Raw genomic sequence first — 2,729 nt, 5'->3', positions numbered from 1 at the left:
TCAGTGGGATATCTTATCTTTGGGTCGGCTTCACGCTTAGATGCTTTCAGCGTTTATCCGATCCGAACATAGTTGCCCAGCTGTGCTCCTGGCGGAACAACTGGTGCGCCAGAGGTTCGTCCGTCCCGGTCCTCTCGTACTAGGGACAGCTCCCATCAAATATCCTGCGCCCACGACAGATAGGGACCGAACTGTCTCACGACGTTCTGAACCCAGCTCGCGTACCGCTTTAATTGGCGAACAGCCAAACCCTTGGGACCGAATACAGCCCCAGGATGCGATGAGCCGACATCGAGGTGCCAAACCTCCCCGTCGATGTGGACTCTTGGGGGAGATCAGCCTGTTATCCCCAGGGTAACTTTTATCCGTTGAGCGATGGCATTTCCACTCACATACCACCGGATCACTAACTCCGACTTTCGTCCCTGCTCGACCCGTCAGTCTCGCAGTCAGGCTCGCTTTTGCGTTTGCACTCTCTCGCTTGATTTCCGTTCAAGCCGAGCGAACCTTTGAACGCCTCCGTTACTCTTTTGGAGGCGACCGCCCCAGTCAAACTGCCCACCTGACAATGTCCCCCAGCCCGCTTCAGGGCTGCTGGTTAGAATTCCAATATCACAAGGATGGTATCCCAACGTCCACTCCACATATGCCAAAGCACATGCTTCCCTGTGTCCCATCTATCCTGTGCATGCAACATCGAAACCCAATATCAGGCTACAGTAAAGCTCCATGGGGTCTTTCCGTCTTGTCGCGGGTAACCGGCATCTTCACCGGTACTACAATTTCGCCGGGCGGGCTGTTGAGACAGTGCCCAAATCATTACGCCTTTCATGCGGGTCAGAACTTACCTGACAAGGAATTTCGCTACCTTAGGACCGTTATAGTTACGGCCGCCGTTCACTGGGGCTTCAATTCAATGCTCTCACATCTCCTCTTAACCTTCCAGCACCGGGCAGGCGTCAGCTCGTATACGTCATCTTTCGATTTAGCACAAACCTGTGTTTTTGGTAAACAGTTGCTTGGGCCGTTTCTCTGCGGCTGGATCGCTCCAGCACCCCTTCTCCCGAAGTTACGGGGTCAATTTGCCGAGTTCCTTAACAACCCTTCTCCCGTTGGCCTTAGAATCTTCTTCCTACCTACCTGTGTCGGTTTGCGGTACGGGCACCGCAGAAATACACATGGCTTTTCTCGCCACCCTCCATGCTCGACTTCGGTACTATTTTCCCTCGATCGCTACCGGTACCAACGCCCGGCTCGAACACTTCGGATGTGTCCCCATGCTTAACTCTTTTGGTGGTGACGGAATCTCTACCGTCTGTGCATCGGCTACGCCTTCCGGCCTCACCTTAGCTCCCGACTAACTTGGAGCGGACGAACCTTCCTCCAAAAACCTGAGGCTTTCGGCCATGCAGATTCTCACTGCATTCGCGCTACTCATTCCGGCATTCTCACTTCTATACACTCCACAGCCGCTCACGCTACTGTTTCTCCGCGTATACAACGCTCCCCTACCCAGCATTTCTGCTGCCTAAGCTTCGGTGTCAGGTTTAGCCCCGTTAAATTCTCCGCGCAAAGACGCTCGACCAGTGAGCTATTACGCACTCTTTAAATGAGTGGCTGCTTCTGAGCCAACATCCTGGTTGTCTGCGTATCTTCACATCGTTTTCCACTTGACCTGACTTTGGGACCTTAGCTGTAGATCTGGGCTGTTTCCCTTTTGACAATGACATTTATCTGACACTGTCTGACTCCCATTCATCAATACTCCGGCATTCTGAGTTTGATAAGCTTCGCTAACCTCTCGGCCGCTAGGCTATTCAGTGCTTTACCTCCGGGTATCTAAAATGAGGCTAGTCCTAAAACTATTTCGGGGAGAACCAGCTATCTCCGAGTTCGATTGGAATTTCTCCGCTACCCACAATTCATCCGCCGCCTTTTCAACGGAGGTCGGTTCGGCCCTCCATGGAATTTTACTTCCACTTCAGCCTGATCATGGGTAGGTCACCCGGTTTCGGGCCCATTGCACGCAACTTATCGCCCTTTTCAAACTCGCTTTCGCTTCGGCTCCAGTCCTTAAGACCTTAACCTTGCTGCGTACAATCGCTCGCCGGACCGTTCTACAAAAAGTACCCTATCACACTTTGACGTGCTCTAGGTGCTTGTAGGCACAGGGTTTCAGGTTCTCTTTCACTCCCCTCCCGGGGTCCTTTTCACCTTTCCTTCACAGTACTATACGCTATCGGTCACTGGGTAGTATTTAGGGTTGGAGGGTGGTCCCCCCTTCTTCCGACCGGGTTTCACGTGTCCGGCCGTACTCTGGATCCTGCTCGTCTCTCGCCGTTTTCGCCTACGTGGTTCTCACACTCTCCGACCGGCCTTCCCATGCCGTTCGGCTAACAGCTCAAGTCCTAATTGCAGTCCGTACCCCAGAGATATTTCTATCTCTGGTTTGCCCTCTTCCGCGTTCGCTCGCCACTACTTACGGAATCTCTTTTGATGTCTCTTCCTCGCCCTACTTAGATGTTTCAGTTCAGGCGGTTCCCCCGACATACCTATTTTGAAGTTCAGTATGCCGTACCTGGGTATGAACCCAGGTGAGTTTCCTCATTCAGACATCCACGGATCAACGCTTATTTGCAGCTCCCCGTGGCTTTTCGCAGCTTATCACGTCTTTCTTCGGCTCCCAGTGCCAAGGCATTCGCCCTGCGCCCTTCTTCGCTTGACCATTT

General features: G+C 52.8%; 1 rRNA gene. It reads right to left on the bottom strand.

What is annotated here, in order from left to right:
• Window positions 1-2,725, bottom strand: a 23S ribosomal RNA gene (locus B5E66_RS12630); the annotation flags it as partial.
• Window positions 2,726-2,729: the final 4 nt, after the last annotated feature.

It is taken from the genome of Faecalibacterium sp. An121 (assembly GCF_002160915.1).
GTDB classification, from domain to species: Bacteria; Bacillota; Clostridia; order Oscillospirales; family Ruminococcaceae; genus Faecalibacterium; species Faecalibacterium avium.
This window is presented reverse-complemented; position numbering and strand designations above follow the sequence as displayed.